Genomic DNA, 15,976 nt, shown 5'->3' with positions numbered 1-15,976 from the left:
AAACAAGCTGACCCTCAAGAGTAGCCGAAGCGCCCGAGGGTCCCGGACCGCGCGAAGGGACCCCCGGTTGCGGGCAACCGAGGGTCCCGGACGACGTCCCGCAGAACGGGGCGGTACCCGCTCAGATCCCTATCGGGCGCTGGGAGCGGACGGACTGCAACAGCCCGATCGCGATCCAGACGGCGAACATCGAGGATCCGCCGTAGGAGACGAAGGGCAGCGGGATGCCGGCGACCGGCATGATGCCGAGGTTCATCCCGATGTTCTCGAAGGCCTGGAAGGCGAACCAGCTGATCACCCCGGCGCAGACCACCGTGCCGAACAGGTCGGTGGCCTGCCGGGCGATCCGGCAGGCGCGCCAGAGCACCACGCCGAGCAGTCCGATCAGGGCGATGCCGCCGACGAAGCCGAGCTCCTCCCCCGCGACCGAGAAGACGAAGTCGGTCTGCTGCTCGGGGACGAACTGCCCTATCGTCTGGGTGCCGTGGAACAGTCCCATCCCGGTCAGCCCGCCGGAGCCGATGGCGATCCTGGCCTGGGCGGTGTTGTAGCCGACACCGGAGGGGTCGAGCGCGGGGTTGGCGAAGGCGGCGAAGCGGTCGATCTGGTACTTGCTGAGGATGCCGAGCTGCCAGACCGCGACCGATCCCGCCGTACCGGCCACCAGCAGGCCGAAGACCCAGCGGTTGGCGGCCCCGGAGGCCAGCAGGATGCCCAGGATGATGACGGCCATCACCATCACCGAGCCGACGTCGGGCATCAGCAGCACGATCCCTATCGGGACTCCGGCCAGCCCCAGCGCCTGGAGGACGCTGCGGTCCGAGGGCACCTCCCGCTCGCCCGCGTCCACCTGGGCGGAGAGCAGCAGCGCCATGCCGAGCACGATGCCCAGCTTGGCGAACTCGGCGGGCTGGATGGAGAAGCCGCCGCCGAACTGGATCCAGGAGTGCGCGCCGTTGATGGTGGAGCCGAGCGGGCTGAGCACCGCCACCAGCATCAGCAGCACGGCGACGTAGACGACGGGGACCGCGGTACGGACCCGGCGGTTCCCTATGGTGATCACCGTGCCGCAGAGCACCAAGCCGATCAGCAGGTTGGTGAGGTGCCGGTAGAGGAAGTACTGCGGATCACCGTGGGTGAGCGAGTCCCGGCCCCGGGTGGCCGACCAGACCAGCAGCGAACTGCCCAGCGAGAGCGCCAGCGCGGCCAGGATCATTATCCAGTCGAGCCGCCGCAGCGGGGAGTCCTTGGCCAGCACCCGGGCCAGCGGGCGGCGCTGCGGCGACAGCCGGATCGGGCGGTACGAACCGTACGAGGTCATGCCCGTCCCCTTCCGGTGGAGCGGGTGGGTTCGAGCGCGGCGGGCACCGCGTCGACCGGGGCCTGGGCACCGGCCGGCGGGGTCGGGTCCAGGAAGGAGGACCCGGCCGGGTACGAGGCCTGCTGGATGATGGCGGTGCCGTCCGGGTTGAACTTCGGCAGCTCGGCCTGCGGCTTGGGCAGCAGGGCCTTGGAGTTGTCGATGCCGCCCTTGTCGTCCACGCCGTACAGCGCCTGGTAGATCCGTCGTACCGCGTCACCGGAACCACCGGAGCCGGTACCGCCCTGGCTTATCGTCATCACGACCGCGTAGTCCTTGCTGTACGTGGTCAGCCAGGAGGTGGTCTGCTTGCCGGCGACCTCGGCGGTACCGGTCTTGGCGTGCAGCTCGATCGCGCCCTGCGGCCAGCCCGCGCCGGTGAACTTCCAGGCCGCAGTACCGCTGGTGATGACGCCCGCGGTGGCCTGGTCGATGTAGCTCAGCAGCTTGCCGTCGTCGGGCAGCTTGCCGTCGACGTGCGGGGCGATCTCGCGCACCGGCTTGCCGTCCGGGCTGACCACGGCCTTGCCGACGGTCGGCCGGTAGAGCGTGCCGCCGTTGGCGAGCGCGGAGTAGATCCGGGCCATCTGCAGCGGGGTGACCAGGGTGTCGCCCTGGCCGATCGCGAAGTTGACCGAGTCACCGGCGCGCATCACGTTGCCGTCCACGCAGTTCTCGCGGGCGATCTCGTCGGCGTACTCGTGGCCGCCCTTGGCCGCCTGGGCGCACCAGGCGTCCTTGTTGGCGTCGTAGAAGGACTGCTTCCACTGGCGGTCCGGCACCCGGCCGGGCACCTCACCGGGCAGGTCGACACCGGTCTTGGCGCCCAGGCCGAACTGGTGGGCCGTCTTGAAGAACCAGTCGGCGGGGTCCTTCTTCGGCTTGATGCCGCCGTCCTTCATCCACTGGTCGTAGGCCAGACCGTAGAAGACGGTGTCGCAGGAGACCTCCAGGGCCCGCTCCAGCGAGATGTCACCGAAGCTCTCGCTCTCGAAGTTCTTGAACTCCCGGCCGCCGATGGTCAGGCTCTTCGGGCAGGCGTAGCGGCCGTCGAGCGAGTAGCCGGCCTGGACGGCCGCGGTGGTGGAGATGACCTTGAAGGTGGAGCCGGGGGCCGACTGACCCTGTATGGCCCGGTTGATCAGCGGGTAGTTGGAGTCCTTGCCGGTCAGGTTCTGGTAGTCCTTGGCGGAGATGCCGCCGACCCAGAGGTTGGGGTCGAAGGTCGGTGCGCTGGCCATCGCGACGATCCGGCCGGTGTGCACGTCCATCACCAGGGCGGCACCCGAGTCCGCCACGAAGTTCTTCTGGGTCTCCTTGTCGTACGTCTTGCGGGCGTCGGTCATGGCCTGCGCCAGCTGGTCCTCGACCACCTTCTGGACCCGGGCGTCGATGCTGGTGACCAGGTTGTTGCCGGGCTGGGCCGGGGTGCGCCCGGCGCTGCCGATGACCCGGCCGAGGTTGTCGACCTCCAGCTTGTCGACCCCGGTGGTGCCGCGCAGGTCGTCGTCGTAGACCGACTCGAGACCGGCCCGGCCGATCTGGTCGGAGGGCTGACGGCGGTCACGCCCGGTCTTGTCGGCGCTCTTGGTGACCTCGTCGTCCGTCACCGGGGAGAGGTAGCCGAGCACCTGGGCGGCGTTGGCGCCCTCGACGCCGGTGTAGCGGCGCAGCGCGGTGGACTGGGCGGTGATGCCGGGGAAGTCCTCTCGGCGCTCCATTATCTGCATCGCCTGCTGGGTGGTGGCCTGCTGGGTCACCGGGATCGGCTGGTAGGGCGAGCCGTTCCAGCAGGGCTGCGGGGTCTTGGCGTCGCAGAGCCTGACCTTGTTCTCGACGTCCTTGACCGGCATGCCGAGCACCTCGGCGAGCCGGCCGAGGGCGGCCTTTCCGCGGTCCTTCTGCTGGAGCAGGGCGGTACGGCTGACCGAGACCACCAGCTTGGTCTCGTTCCCGGCGAGGATACGCCCGGAGGCGTCCAGGATCTCCCCGCGCACGGCGGGTTCGACCACCTCACGGATGTGGTTGCCCTGGGCCTTGGCCGCGTACTCGCTGCCGTTGCGGACCTGCAGGTACCACAGGCGTCCGCCGAGGGTGGCGAGCAGGGACAGCACCAGGACCTGCAGGACGACCAGACGGATCGTCACCCGGCGGGTGCGGCCGGTCTCCGGAATGTTGCTCAACGGTGGTCGCTCCTCACGGGCGCTTGGCGAGGCCGGGCAGGCGCTTCTTCTTGTACGCGGGCATCGGCGAGGACTCCCGGGTGGTCCGGTAGCGGGCCAGGCTGCCCAGACCCGAGCGGTTGCCGTCCTCGGACTCGACCACCGTGCGCTCGCCGTCGAAGCGGCGGGCCAGCAGCATCACGGCCGGCACCACGAAGGGGGCCAGCAGCACGTCGTACAGCAGGGCGCTGAGCACCAGTCCGGTGATGCCGACATGACGGGCGGCGGTGTCCCCGACCAGGGCGCCGACCAGGGCGTACAGCAGGGTCGAGAGCACCGCGGCGCCCGCGACCACGAGCAGTGCGCTGACTGCCGAGCGCTGGCGGCCGCCCTCGGGGCGGAGCAGCCCGGCGGCGTACCCCATCAGGCAGAGCACCAGGGCGTAGCGGCCCATGGCGTGGTCCGAGGGTGGTGCGACGTCGGCGAGCAGCCCGGCGGCGAAGCCGACCAGGCAGCCGCCGGTCGGCCCGTAGACCAGGGCCAGGCCGACCACCATCAGCAGCAGCAGATCCGGTGTGGCGCCCGGGAGTTGGAGCCGCCCGAGGATGCTGACCTGGATCACCAGGCCGAGCACCAGCAGGACGGCGGAGAGCAGGATGCGGCTGGGGCGCATGGGTCAGTTCCCCCCTGAGGGACTGGGGTTCGCCGCGGCGGTGCCGGCCCCGGCACCGGTGGGTGCGGGGCTCGCACCGGAGGCACCGGGCGCGGCGGACGAGGTGGCCGCCGCGGAGGCGCCGGGGGCAGCGGACGAGGTGGCCGCTGCGGAGGCGGCGGGGGCGGCGGACGACGGGGTGGGTGCCGCGGTCGGAGTCGGGGCCGGGGACGGCGGCAGTACGGCGTCGCGCGGGTCGGTGCGCGGCGGGACCACCACGACACCGACCAGGTCGAGCCTGGTGAACTGGACGTACGGCTCGACCAGGATGGTCTTGGTGAGCTCGCCAGGGGTCGCCTCGACCTCGACCACGGTGCCGACCGGCACGCCGGGGACGAACGGGCGGCCGCCCTGCGAGCCGAAGGTGACCACCCGGTCGCCGTCCTTGACCTGGGCCCGGCCGTTCAGCAGCGAGATCCGCATCGGCCCGGTGCCCTGCCCGTTGGCGAAGCCGATCTCGTCGCTGCCCTCCAGCCGGGTGCCGGCGGTGAAGCCGGGGTCGGAGGCGAGCAGCACGGTGGCGGTGGTCGGGCCGACGGTGGTGACCCGGCCGACCAGGCCCTGGCCGTTGATCACCGTCATGTCGCGGGTCAGACCGTCCTCGGTGCCCGCGTCGATGGTGATGGTCCAGGAGAAGCCCTGGGCGGCACCGATCGCGATCACCTGGGCGGCCTTGATGGTGTAGCCGCCCGCCCCGGCGGTGCGGAGCATGTCGTCGAGCTGCTTGGTGCGTCCTGCGGCCGTGTCAGAGGACGCCAGGCGCTGGCGCAAGTCGGTGTTCTCGCGGGTGATCTGGTCGAGCCGCTGCTGGTGGGTGCCGGCGTCGCGGATCGCCCGTACCGTGCCCGCGACCGGGTCGACGGCACCGGAGGCGGCCCGCTCGACCGGCCCGAGGACGCTTGCGGCGGCACGCCGGGCACCACCCAGGGGAGAGCTCTCACCGCCCCTGATGTCCACGGTGATCAGCGCGAAGGCGACGGCGACCAGCAGGATGAGCAGTAGCCGGCTCTCTCGGGTGTCCCTCACGGCGGTGGAGCTGCCCCTTCAGTTCCTGACCCCGTCCCGCGCCGTGCGGCGCGGGACGAGGACCGTTCAGTTGAAAGACTGTCAGATGCGGGTGGCTCAGCGGCGCGGCTGCGCGTCGAGCACCTGCTGGAGCGCCTCGAACTCCTCGACGCACTTGCCGGAGCCGAGCGCGACGGAGTCCAGCGGGTTCTCCGCGATGTGGATCGGCATACCGGTCTCGCGGCGCAGCCGCTCGTCCAGGCCGCGCAGCAGGGCACCGCCGCCGGTGAGCACGATGCCACGGTCCATCACATCGCCGGCCAGCTCGGGCGGGCACTGGTCGAGCGTGGTCTTGACGGCGTCGATGATGGAGTTCACCGGCTCGTCGATGGCCTCGCGGACCTCGGCGGCGGAGATCACCACGGTCTTCGGCAGACCGCTGACCAGGTCGCGGCCGCGGATCTCGGCGTGCTCATCCTTCTCACCCTCCAGCGCGAAGGCGGAGCCGATGCTCATCTTGATCTGCTCGGCGCTGCGCTCACCGAGCAGGAGGCTGTACTCCTTCTTGATGTGCTGAACGATCGCGTTGTCCAGTTCGTCACCGGCCACCCGGATGGACTGGGCGGTGACGATGCCGCCGAGCGAGATCACGGCGACCTCGGTGGTGCCGCCGCCGATGTCCACCACCATGTTGCCGGTGGGCTCGTGGACCGGCAGACCCGCGCCGATCGCCGCCGCCATCGGCTCCTCGATGATGTGCACCTGGCGCGCGCCCGCCTGGGAGCTGGCCTCGATCACGGCGCGGCGCTCGACTCCGGTGATGCCGGAGGGCACGCAGACCACGACCCGGGGCCGGGCCAGGTAGCGGCGGCGGTGGATCTTGAGGATGAAGTAGCGGAGCATCCGCTCGGTGATCTCGAAGTCGGCGATCACGCCGTCCTTGAGCGGGCGGATGGCGACGATGTTGCCGGGGGTGCGGCCGATCATCTTCTTCGCCTCGGAGCCGACCGCCAGGATCCCGCCGGTGTTGGTGTTGACCGCGACGACGGACGGTTCGTTGAGGACGATCCCCTTGCCCCTGACGTACACCAGCGTGTTGGCAGTACCAAGGTCGATCGCCATGTCACGGCCGATGAACGACAGATTGTTGGCCATGGGGTGTGAAGTGCCTTCCCGAACTCGGAGTCAGATGGCGGGGAGTGGGCCGGCGGTCGTGCTCGCCCACGGCGAAGGGGCGGACTTCGGCTGAGCAGCCGCACCGGGCCCATGAGTTGTGTCCATCGTAGCCACGCCGGTCAGCACGAGCGGCGAGTAAGGTCCGCCGCCCATTCTCCGGGGACTCGATGGCTTCTTCCTGGATTGGGACGCCGTGTCGAGGTCCGGAGTTCCGTTATTTGAGGATGAAAAGTTGAGATTCACCTGGTCGGGCCAGATCGGCCTGCAACCGGCCCGACCAGGGCATCTCGACCGGAGTGCGGGTCAGGCGTGCGCGGGGAAGAAGATCTTGATCTCGCGCTCGGCGGACTCCGGGGAGTCGGAGGCGTGGATCAGGTTCTCGCGGGTGATCGTCGCGTAGTCGCCGCGGATGGTGCCGGCACCGGCCTGCAGCGGGTCGGTCGCGCCGGCCAGCATGCGGATGCCCGGGACGACGTTCTCGCCCTCGACGATCAGGGCGATCGACGGGCCCGAGGTCATGAACTCGAGCAGCGGCTCGTAGAACGGGCGGCCGACGTGCTCCGCGTAGTGCTGCTCCAGCGTCGCCCGGTCGAAGGTGCGCAGTTCGACGGCGGCGAGCCGCCAGTCGGCCTTGCGCTCGATACGGCTGATGATCTCGCCGGCCAGGCCGCGCTTGACGGCGTCGGGCTTCAGCAGGACGAGAGTGCGCTGGGACACGGTGCGGCTCCTGGGGAATCGGTAGGGCATGGTGTATGCGGCCTTGCCCAGAGATTACCTCGGGTGAGCAGCCCGCCCTCCCGGCCGGGCTGCTCTCACCAGGTCAGACAGCTGCCGCGGCCGCACGGGCCGCCTTGATCTCGTCGATCTTCCGGCCGTAGTGCACCGAGCACCACCACAGGCCCGCGAAGACCACGCCCAGGCCGAACATGGTCGGCAGGACGAAGCCGCTGGCGATCAGGCCGAGCTGGAGCGCCCAGCCGACGGCGACCGCGCCGGGCCGGGTGATCGCGCCGCAGAGCAGGATGCACAGCAGCATCGCGATCCCGCTGACCGTCCAGATGGTGGCCGTGGAGACGTCGCTGAGCTGCATGGCCACCAGACCGGCGAACATCACCAGCAGCGCCTCGCCGATCAGGGTCGAGGAGCACAGGGTCCGCATGACTACTTCCTCCCGAGCAGCAGGCGGGCCTCGCCCACCGTGATGACCGAACCGGTGACCAGGACGCCGGCGCCACCGAGGTCCTCCTCCTCCGCAAGGGTGACGGCCGCCTCGATGGCGTCGTCCAGGCGCGGTTCGACCTGGACCCGGTCCTCGCCGAAGATCTCCACGGCCAGTGCGGCCAGCTCGTCCACCGGCATCGCCCGGTGGGTGGAGTTCTGGGTGATGACCACCTCGGCCAGGATCGGCTCGAAGACCTCCAGCAGGCCGGGGACGTCCTTGTCGCCGCTGGTGGCGATCACTCCGACCAGCTTGCTGAAGCCGAAGGACTCGCCGATCGCGGCGACGGTCGCCTGGGCGCCGTGCGGGTTGTGCGCGGCGTCCAGGATCACGGTGGGGCTGCGGCGGACGACCTCCAGGCGGCCCGGCGAGCGAACGCCGGAGAACGCCTGGCGCACCTTGTCCGGGTCCAGGTTGCCGCCGCGCGCGCCGCCGACGCCGAAGAACGCCTCGACCGCCGCCAGCGCCAGGACCGCGTTGTGCGCCTGGTGGGCGCCGTGCAGCGGGAGGAAGATCTCCTCGTACTCGTAGCCGCCGAGCCCGCGCAGCGTCACCATCTGCCCGCCGACCGCGACCTCACGGCGGATCACGCCGAACTCCATGCCCTCGCGGGCCACCGTGGCATCCACCTCGACGGCCCGCTTGAGGATGTTCTGGGCGGCGTCCAGCGGCTGCTGGGCGACTACGGCGAGGGCGCCCTGCTTGATGATCCCGGACTTCTCGACCGCGATCTCGCCCGTGGTCTCGCCGAGCTTGTCGGTGTGGTCGAGACCGATCGGAGTGATCACCGAGACGGCGGCGTCGATCACGTTGGTGGCGTCCCAGGAGCCGCCCATCCCGACCTCGACGATGGCCACGTCCACCGGGGCGTCGGCGAAGGCCGCGTACGCCATGCCGGTCAGCACCTCGAAGAAGGACATCGCCACCGGCTGCTGGGCGTCGACCATCTGCACGTAGGGCTCGATGTCCCGGTAGGCCTCGACGAACTTCTCGACCGAGATGGGGGTGCCGTCCAGGCTGATCCGCTCGGTGACGGACTCCACGTGCGGGCTGGTGTAGCGGCCGGTGCGCAGCTCGAAGCCGTTCAGCAGCTGCTCGATCATCCGGGCGGTGGAGGTCTTGCCGTTGGTGCCGGTGATGTGGATCGAGGGGTAGGAGCGCTGGGGCTGGCCGAGGATGTCCATCAGGGCCTCGATCCGGTCGAGCGAGGGCTCCAGCTTGTTCTCCGGCCAGCGCTTGGCCAGCTCGGCCTCCACCTCGCGCAGCCCGGTCACCGGGTCGCCGGGGTCGCTGCTGGTGGGGCGGATCGTGTACGGGTTCTGCTCGGCCTTGTCGCTCACGCCCTCAGTCTACGGAGCGGCGGTCACCGGTCGGAGCAGGCCGTCCCGGGCAAGGGTCATCACTTCGCCAAGACACAGTAAAAACGATCATTTAGCATGGATTCGTTGCCAAATGTCGCTATTTGTCGTTGATTCGAAGCTCGCGGAACCGGTTCAGTGCACCACTTCTTCCTCGCCCATGAGGTGGCAGTCCTCACGGTGGGGCAGCTGGTGTCACTGGCACGCTCGCCTACGTGCTGTTCGTCTTCGGCCGCTTCCTGCTGTACTGGGCCGGCTCCGCGCGCGCCTTCCGCCACGACGGGCCCGCCGGGCCCGGCGACCGGTGACCGCTGCCCGGCCGGGGCAGGTTCGCCAACGGCTTCGCGCGCTCACTGGTGCGGGTGCAGGACATCGAGTTCCAGGCGGGCAACGCGGCGATGCAGTTGCTGCGCCGCCGCACCGGCAGCGTCGGTCTCGGCGGCAACGGCCAGTTCGTCCGGCTCACCGCACTCGACGAGCTCGGCCGGGGCACCGGCGCCCCCCGGCCCGAGCGGGCACTGCTGGAGGACTACGAGTCCGGACTCGAACTGCGGCTGGCCGGCTACCGGTTGACCCACGTGCAGGAGACCCGGGTCTCCCGGGAGGGCCTGGTCTCCGTCCGGCGTTTCCTCACCCAGCGCACCCGCTGGGCCCAGGGCAACGTGCAGTGCCTGCGCTACACACCCCGCGTGCTGCGCTCGCCGCACACACCCTCGCGGGCAAGGCCGAGGTGCTGTACACCTTCCTGCAGCCGGTGGTCTGCGTCCTGCTGGTCCTGCTCACCCCGGTCTCGCTGGGCACCTCGCTGGCCACCCGGATCTTCTACCCGCAGGACGCCGCCGCCTTCGAGCAGCGCTTCGGCCTGCTGATGCTCGTCGCCTTCGTGATCGCTGCGCTGCCGCTGGTGCGCTGGGGCCCGGTCTACCGCACGTCGGTCCGTCCCGAACGGAGCCGGCTGACCAGCCTGCTCTGGGGCCTGCTGCTCTGGCTCTACACCTACCACCTCTTCGTGGTCGCCGTCCGGGCCGCGGTGCGACTGCTGCTCGGCCGCAACGGCTGGGCCAAGACCCGGCGGAACGCCGAACTCACCGCCGTCGGCGACCCCACCGCGCTCGAAGCCTGACCAGTCCCACGGAGAGACGATGTCCCTGCACCACCTTCCCCGCCGCCCCGGCACGGCCGGCATCGCGGTCGTTCTCGGCACCCGCCCCGAACTGGTCGAGCTCGCCCCGCTGATCCACGAACTCGGCCCCGCCGCCCGCCTGGTACACACCGGCCAGCACTGGGACGAGGCGATGTCCGGCCGCTTCCTGCGTGAACTCGACCTGCCCGAGCCCGAGTTGCTCACCGGAGTGGGCGGCAGGCCGCGCGCCGGACAGATCGCCGCCGCGCTCGACCAGCTGGACACGGCCTTCGCCGCCGACTTCCTCGGACTGGCCCGGCATGCCGCGCTGCTGATCTCCGACTCGGGCGGGGTGCAGGAGGAGTGCACGGTGCTCGGGCGTCCGCTGCTGGTGGTTCGGCGCTCCACCGAACGGCCCGAGGCGATCGACGCGGGGTTCGCCGCACTGGTCCAGCCGGGCCCCGAACTCGGCACCGTCGCCGGGGAGTGGCTCCTCGACGTCCCGCAGCGCCTCCTCCGGCTCGCCGGCACTCCCAGCCCGTACGGCGACGGCCTGGCCTCGGCCCGGATCGCCCGGCTCACCGCGGCCCTGGCCGGGTCCACCGCTCTGGCGGCCTGACGCCGCGCCGGAAGCCGGGCAGTGCCCCGGGCGCCCCGGCCGTCGGCGGACTCTCCCGCTGCGACCCTCGGCAGCCCGCCGGCCTCGACCGGCGGCCACCTCGGCCCCGGCCGGGCTCGGCGGCGCGATGGCCCCGCCCGCCAACAGGGCTGCCGGGACCGGCGACAGGACCGCCGGCGCCGTCGGCGGCCGGCTGCCCGCCCTGCCGTGACCGGGGTGACGACCCGGCCCCAAGGGCCGGTCAGGACTGCCGGGCCTCCGGGATGCCGGCGGGCCGGCCGGTCCGGTCGCTGTGCCGCGACCGCAGTTCTGCCACCACCTCCTCGGCCTCCCCCTCCGGCAGCAGCGGCAGCATCATCGCGACCGCCTGCACCAGGCCGCCCAGCAGGTAGGTGGTGTCGGCCGTGGAGGCCACCAGTGCCCGCACCGTCGCGACGTCACCCGCACCGACCGCCTCGACCAGCCGGGCCGCGTCCGCCCCGCTCTCGTCCACCGCGACCGCGCCGGTGTCCAGCGGCGCCCGCCGGGCCAGCGCCCGCAGCACCCGGTCGCCCACCACCGGCGCATACGCCTTGCGGACCGCCTCGGCGGCGATCCACACCAGCAGGGAGGTCACCTCGCGCTCGGCGCCCTCCTCCAGCAGGCAGTCCAGCTCGTGGTCGAAAGCCAGCTGATTGCCGTGCCGGAAGGCGAGCAACAGGGTCGCCGCACGGGACTTGGCCGCCTCGACCTCCTCCACAGGCAGCTCGTCGGCCAACTCCTCGGTCACCGCCACGCCGTGCCCTCCCGTCCGTCGCAACACCCGCTGCTGAACTCCTGCTCACCGTACACAGTGCACCTGCAAAATTCGGTGAACTCGCGCGGGTAACGGGCGCGGACGACTGCCGGACTTCCACCGGAAGGCAATAACGGGAATGAAACGGCTATCCCCTCAATTACGGTCGGCGGTCCGCGCGGTGACTCCACGGGTGCGGCCCCGGCAGCTCATCCCGCGCACCGGTGGCCGACCCCCCGTGGGCCGGGGGCCTGCCCACTCTCCCGAGTCGCCGACTCCTGTGCCGCCTCCGACTCTTCGTGCACTTCCGCCTTCGGTGGGACCGTCGGGGAATTCGGCCGAACGGGCTATCAGGAACTGTCGTCGCACTGCCGAATAGTGGCCGGGTCAAATCCCCTAAGCCCACCGGACTTTAGTCCGCCATTTCTTCAACTCCCTCTGCCCGTGAAGCAGTCGAGGGCCGCACCGCCCGCCGGTGAGCGGGTGGTACGGCCCTCGGGAGTGCCGGGTGGGAATCAGCCCTGCGGCAGCGAGGCCAACTGGGCGGTGATCCGGGCGATGTCGGCCTCGGCGGCGGCCTGGCGGGTGCGGATCTTGGCGACCACGTCGTCCGGGGCCTTGGCCAGGAACGCCTCGTTGCCGAGCTTGCCGGAGGTCTGAGCCTTCTCCTTCTCGGCCGCCGCGAGGTCCTTGGTCAGGCGCTTGCGCTCGGCGGCGACGTCGATGGTGCCGGAGAGGTCCAGGGCCACGGTGGCACCGGCGACCGGCAGTGCGGCGGTGGCGTGGAAGCCAGCCTCCGGCTCGGTCAGGCGCAGCAGCGAACGGATCGCGTCCTCGTGCGGGACGAGCACGGTACCGGCCAGCTCCAGCTGGGCCGGGACCCGCTGCCCCGGCTTCAGGCCCTGGTCCGAACGGAACCGGCGGACCTCGGTGACGACCTGCTGCAGGGTGGCGATCTCCGACTCGGCCGCCGCGTCCCGGAAGCCGCTGTCCTTGGGCCACTCGGTGACCACCAGCGACTCGGCGCCGGTGAGCGTGGTCCACAGGGTGTCGGTGACGAACGGGACCACCGGGTGGAGCAGACGCAGCGTGACGTCCAGGACCTCGCCGAGCACCCGGCGCGAGGCATCGGCCTGTGCGCCGCCCTTGGCCAGGGTGGTCTTGGAGAGCTCGACGTACCAGTCGAAGACCTCGTCCCAGGCGAAGTGGAACAGCAGGTCGGCCAGCTTGGCGAACTGGTAGTCGTCGTACAGCGCGTCGGCCTCGGCGACCGTCGCGTTGAGCCGGGAGAGGATCCAGCGGTCGGCGGCCGTCAGCTGCTCGGCGGCGGGCAGCCCGCCCTCGACCGTCGCGCCGTTCATCAGGGCGAAGCGGGTGGCGTTCCAGATCTTGTTGCAGAAGTTGCGCGAGCCCTGGACCCAGTCCTCGCCGATCGGCACGTCAGCGCCGGGGTTGGCGCCGCGGGCCAGGGTGAAGCGGACGGCGTCCGCGCCGTAGGCGTCCATCCAGTCGAGCGGGTCGACGGCGGTGCCGGAGGACTTGGACATCTTCTTGCCGAACTGGTCGCGGACCAGGCCGGTCAGCGCGATGGTGTGGAACGGCGCCTTGCCGTCCATCGCGTACAGGCCGAACATCATCATCCGGGCGACCCAGAAGAAGATGATGTCGTGGCCGGTGAGCAGGACGTCGGTGGCGTAGAACTTCTCCAGGTCCGGGGTCCGCTCCGGCCAGCCCAGCGTGGAGAACGGCCACAGGCCGCTGGAGAACCAGGTGTCCAGGACGTCCGGGTCCTGGTGCCAGCCCTCGCCGGTCGGCGGCTCCTCGTTCGGGCCGACGCAGACGACCTGGCCCTCGGGGCCGTACCAGACCGGGATCCGGTGGCCCCACCAGAGCTGGCGGGAGATGCACCAGTCGTGCATGTTGTCGACCCAGGAGAAGTAGCGGCCCTCCAGCTCCTTCGGGTGGATCTGCACCCGGCCGTCGCGCACCGCGTTGCCGGCCTCGTGGGCGAGCGGCTCGACCTTGACCCACCACTGCAGCGACAGCCGCGGCTCGACCACGGTGTGGCAGCGCGAGCAGTGGCCGACGGCGTGCATGTAGGGGCGCTTCTCATCGACGATCCGCCCCTGCTCGCGCAGGGCGCCGACCACGGCCGAGCGGGCCTCCAGACGGTCCAGGCCGAGGAACGGACCGTGCACGGTGATCACGCCGTGCTCGTCCATGACGGTCATCGACGGCAGGCCGTGGCGCTGGCCGATGGCGAAGTCGTTGGGGTCGTGCGCCGGGGTCACCTTGACGGCGCCGGTGCCGAACTCCGGGTCGACGTGGGTGTCGGCGACGACCGGGATCTCACGGTCCGTCAACGGCAGCTTGACGGTGCGGCCGACCAGGTGCGCGTAGCGCTCGTCCTCCGGGTGGACGGCGATCGCGGTGTCACCCAGCATCGTCTCGGCGCGGGTGGTGGCGACGACGATCGAGTCCTCGCCCTCGCCGTAGCGGATCGAGACCAGCTCGCCGGGGCTGTCCTCGTGCTCGACCTCGATGTCGGAGAGCGCGGTGAGGCAGCGCGGGCACCAGTTGATGATGCGCTCGGCGCGGTAGATCAGACCGTCGTCGAAGAGCTTCTTGAAGATGGTCTGGACGGCCTGCGAGAGGCCCTCGTCCATGGTGAAGCGCTCACGGGACCAGTCGACGCCGTCACCGAGGCGGCGCATCTGGCCGAGGATCCTGCCGCCGTAGTTCTCCTTCCACTCCCAGACCTTCTCGACGAAGGCCTCGCGGCCCAGGTCGTGGCGGGAGAGGTTGGACTCGGCGAGCTGCTGCTCCACCTTGTTCTGGGTGGCGATGCCGGCGTGGTCCATGCCGGGCAGCCAGAGCGTCTCGTAGCCCTGCATGCGCTTGCGGCGGGTCAGCGCGTCCATCAGCGTGTGCTGGAAGGCGTGGCCCAGGTGCAGGGCACCGGTGACGTTCGGCGGCGGGATGACGATGGTGTACGCGGGCTTGTCGCTCTTCGCGTCGGCGGTGAAGTAACCGCGGTCCACCCAGCGCTCGTACAGCTCGCCCTCTACCTCGGCCGGAGCATAGGTCGTCGGAAGGGTGGCTGCGTTGTCCCCGGGGCGGGAGGCGTCGGGGCGCTGGTTCGTCGTGTCGGTCACGACGCACAGTTTACGTATGCCGGGCGGCGCCTTACTAACGCATTGCGGACGGGCCACTCCGACGGGCCGACACTCCGGTACGGTACCGTGCCCGATACTCGTGCACCCGTTTGTACGGGTGACGACGACAGACGTACGCCAGACACAGGCCGCGGACGCGGTGGGGGAGAGCGAAGCCGATGTACGGCCAAGGGCAGCAGTATCCGCAGGGCCAGCCGCAGCAACCGTACGGGCAGCCCCCACAGGGTCAGCCGCCCTACGGCCAGCCGCCGGCGGCGCCCCAGTACGGCGCGCCGCAGCAGCCGCAGTACGGGTACCCGCAGCAGCCGCCCGCGCCGCAGTACGGCGCACCCCAGCCGCCCCAGTACGGCCAGCCGCCGGCAGCGCCCCAGTACGGCGCGCCGCAGCCGCCGTACGGGCAGCAGCCGCCCGCGCCGCGCAAGAGCAACACCGGACTGGTCGTCGGCCTGGTGATCGGCGCCGTGGTGCTGGGCGGCGGCGCCATCGCCGCGGTCGCACTGACGGGTGACAAGGGCGGCACCGGCCCCGGCAGCTCCACGGCGGGCAAGTACAAGCTCGCCGCGCCGGCCAACCTGCCCGGCGGCTACGTGCAGAAGTCGGCCAAGGACCAGCCCGGCAACGCCTCCGGCGTCAGCAACCACGGTGTCACCTCGTACGCGGGCGGTGTGCTCGCCACGTACAGCAAGGGCGCGGACAGCACCGACATGATCACCATCGGTGGCTCCTACGGCACGCTCGACAGCCCGGAGACGTTCATCAACGACGCCGGCAACCAGATCACCACCACCAGCAAGATGACCTGGAAGACGCCGCTGGCCTCGGTCGACGCCCAGGACGGCAAGGACCCGGGCGGCAAGCTCTCCTGCGGTGTCGCCACCTCCAGCGGCTTCGACATCCCGGTCTGCATCTGGGCCAACCACTCGACCGCCGGCTCGGTCACCTTCACCCACATCTCGCTGACCGGTGCCGCCACGCAGCTGTCGCCGTCCGAGGCGGCCGACCAGGCCCGCGCGATCCGCGACGCGATGGTCGTCGCGAAGTAGCACGTCGGCACGGTGCCACGGCCACCGCGGCACCGACTCGAAGGCGACCTCCGCGGGTCCGAGCGGAATCCCCTCGGCGCACCACCACCGGCCGACCGGCCGGACGGTGGTGCGCCGCCGGTGCCGGGGAACTGCGCGACATCCGTGAGGTCACGAAGTGACACCCCGACAGCGAAGGGGCCCCGCCGACCAACTCGGCGGGGCCCCGTAGCTGTCGGGTCTCAGGCGCGATTGTGGCGAAGGGCTCG

Annotated in this window: 13 protein-coding genes and 1 pseudogene; 4 read left to right on the top strand and 10 right to left on the bottom strand. The window is 70.9% G+C overall.

The annotated features are described in order from the left end of the window. Window positions 1-121 precede the first annotated feature (121 nt). The 8 genes from rodA to ACFC1R_RS20100 form a co-directional block, all read right to left on the bottom strand. Window positions 122-1,321: a rod shape-determining protein RodA gene (gene rodA, locus ACFC1R_RS20135; protein ID WP_375940374.1), complete on the bottom strand. Its 1,200-nt coding sequence runs from the start codon at window positions 1,319-1,321 to the stop codon at window positions 122-124. Continuing rightward, a complete protein-coding gene (gene mrdA / locus ACFC1R_RS20130) occupies window positions 1,318-3,543 on the bottom strand; it encodes a penicillin-binding protein 2 (protein WP_375940373.1) in 2,226 nt (741 codons plus the stop codon). Before mrdA ends, rodA begins: the two co-directional genes overlap by 4 nt. A gap of 13 nt (window positions 3,544-3,556) precedes the next feature. Beyond that, window positions 3,557-4,195 carry a rod shape-determining protein MreD gene (mreD, locus tag ACFC1R_RS20125; RefSeq protein WP_375940371.1) on the bottom strand — a complete coding sequence of 213 codons (639 nt, stop codon included), beginning with the start codon at window positions 4,193-4,195 and terminating at the stop codon, window positions 3,557-3,559. A gap of 3 nt (window positions 4,196-4,198) precedes the next feature. After that, window positions 4,199-5,260, bottom strand: coding sequence for a rod shape-determining protein MreC (mreC, locus tag ACFC1R_RS20120; protein ID WP_375940369.1), 1,062 nt, complete (start codon window positions 5,258-5,260; stop codon window positions 4,199-4,201). Between the two features lie 96 nt (window positions 5,261-5,356). After that, window positions 5,357-6,382 carry a rod shape-determining protein gene (locus tag ACFC1R_RS20115; protein ID WP_045306348.1) on the bottom strand — a complete coding sequence of 342 codons (1,026 nt, stop codon included), beginning with the start codon at window positions 6,380-6,382 and terminating at the stop codon, window positions 5,357-5,359. Between the two features lie 336 nt (window positions 6,383-6,718). Further along, window positions 6,719-7,132: a nucleoside-diphosphate kinase gene (gene ndk / locus ACFC1R_RS20110; protein WP_375940367.1), complete on the bottom strand. Its 414-nt coding sequence runs from the start codon at window positions 7,130-7,132 to the stop codon at window positions 6,719-6,721. Between the two features lie 103 nt (window positions 7,133-7,235). Further along, complete coding sequence (locus ACFC1R_RS20105) at window positions 7,236-7,574, bottom strand: DUF4233 domain-containing protein (protein WP_045306052.1); 339 nt, start codon at window positions 7,572-7,574, stop codon at window positions 7,236-7,238. A gap of 2 nt (window positions 7,575-7,576) precedes the next feature. Next, window positions 7,577-8,941: a bifunctional folylpolyglutamate synthase/dihydrofolate synthase gene (locus ACFC1R_RS20100; RefSeq protein WP_375940474.1), complete on the bottom strand. Its 1,365-nt coding sequence runs from the start codon at window positions 8,939-8,941 to the stop codon at window positions 7,577-7,579. 449 nt (window positions 8,942-9,390) lie between these two features. Here ACFC1R_RS20100 and ACFC1R_RS20095 point away from each other — a divergent pair. From ACFC1R_RS20095 to ACFC1R_RS20085, 3 genes and pseudogenes are all read left to right on the top strand, one after another. Then, window positions 9,391-9,615, top strand: a pseudogene (locus ACFC1R_RS20095) (glycosyl transferase); the annotation flags it as partial. 44 nt (window positions 9,616-9,659) lie between these two features. Then, on the top strand, window positions 9,660-10,115 hold the full coding sequence (locus ACFC1R_RS20090; RefSeq protein ID WP_375940480.1) for a hypothetical protein: 456 nt from the start codon (window positions 9,660-9,662) through the stop codon (window positions 10,113-10,115). A gap of 19 nt (window positions 10,116-10,134) precedes the next feature. Next, entirely contained in the window at window positions 10,135-10,734 is a 600-nt protein-coding gene (locus tag ACFC1R_RS20085; protein WP_375940365.1) for a UDP-N-acetylglucosamine 2-epimerase, read from the top strand. A 241-nt stretch (window positions 10,735-10,975) separates the two neighbouring features. Here ACFC1R_RS20085 and ACFC1R_RS20080 read toward each other — a convergent pair whose 3' ends face one another. Further along, entirely contained in the window at window positions 10,976-11,509 is a 534-nt protein-coding gene (locus ACFC1R_RS20080) for a hypothetical protein (protein ID WP_375940363.1), read from the bottom strand. Window positions 11,510-12,024: 515 nt separating this feature from the next. Beyond that, window positions 12,025-14,664 (bottom strand): valine--tRNA ligase, encoded by a 2,640-nt coding sequence (locus ACFC1R_RS20075; protein WP_375940361.1) that lies wholly within the window; start codon window positions 14,662-14,664, stop codon window positions 12,025-12,027. Between the two features lie 179 nt (window positions 14,665-14,843). Here ACFC1R_RS20075 and ACFC1R_RS20070 point away from each other — a divergent pair, with 179 nt between their 5' ends. After that, a complete protein-coding gene (locus ACFC1R_RS20070; RefSeq protein WP_375940359.1) occupies window positions 14,844-15,728 on the top strand; it encodes a hypothetical protein in 885 nt (294 codons plus the stop codon). Window positions 15,729-15,976 lie beyond the last annotated feature (248 nt).

Source organism: Kitasatospora sp. NPDC056138, from assembly GCF_042264695.1.
In the GTDB taxonomy this organism is placed as follows: Bacteria; Actinomycetota; Actinomycetes; order Streptomycetales; family Streptomycetaceae; genus Kitasatospora.
Note: the sequence above shows the minus strand (reverse complement) of the source record. Positions and strands in the feature narration are given on the sequence as shown.

Bases quoted from the DNA above. Each gene is read 5' to 3' on its own strand.
- ACFC1R_RS20105 (WP_045306052.1), bottom strand. From the start codon at position 7,574: ATGCGGACCCTGTGCTCCTCGACCCTGATCGGCGAGGCGCTGCTGGTG.
- rodA (WP_375940374.1), bottom strand. From the start codon at position 1,321: ATGACCTCGTACGGTTCGTACCGCCCGATCCGGCTGTCGCCGCAGCGC.
- ACFC1R_RS20085 (WP_375940365.1), top strand. From the start codon at position 10,135: ATGTCCCTGCACCACCTTCCCCGCCGCCCCGGCACGGCCGGCATCGCG.
- mreD (WP_375940371.1), bottom strand. From the start codon at position 4,195: ATGCGCCCCAGCCGCATCCTGCTCTCCGCCGTCCTGCTGGTGCTCGGC.
- ACFC1R_RS20070 (WP_375940359.1), top strand. From the start codon at position 14,844: ATGTACGGCCAAGGGCAGCAGTATCCGCAGGGCCAGCCGCAGCAACCG.